At 44.0% G+C, this 323-nt stretch carries 1 protein-coding gene; it reads left to right on the top strand.

Annotated elements, in window-relative coordinates:
• Positions 1–52 precede the first annotated feature (52 nt).
• Entirely contained in the window at positions 53–313 is a 261-nt protein-coding gene (locus tag ACYP03_RS25205) for a DUF5062 family protein (protein WP_120510928.1), read from the top strand.
• The last annotated feature ends 10 nt before the right edge of the window (positions 314–323 follow it).

Below are 323 nucleotides of genomic sequence, written 5' to 3'. Positions count from 1 at the left end.
AACACCCCCTACAATGCTTTATGTGCAGGTCAACGCCAGGGAACGAGATACAATGAAAAAAATCAAAAACGAGCAAAAGCTGATTAAGAAAGCCATGGAAATAGGGATCGCCTTTGCCAAAAAACAGGGTTATGAAGACTTCGCCAAAGGCATTTCAGATAAAGAAAAAGTCGAATGTATCTACCGATTGTTGGTAGATGTTAAGCAGATCACCCCGCTCTCACCTGATCAGGAAGACGGCCCCAACATGAAACACAAACTGGCTATCTGGATCTCCCGCTTACTGCCGCCGGATCATGAGCTTTTGCAATAATTTTTACCCT

The sequence above is a fragment of the Photobacterium sp. R1 genome, from assembly GCF_054600795.1.
This window is presented reverse-complemented; position numbering and strand designations above follow the sequence as displayed.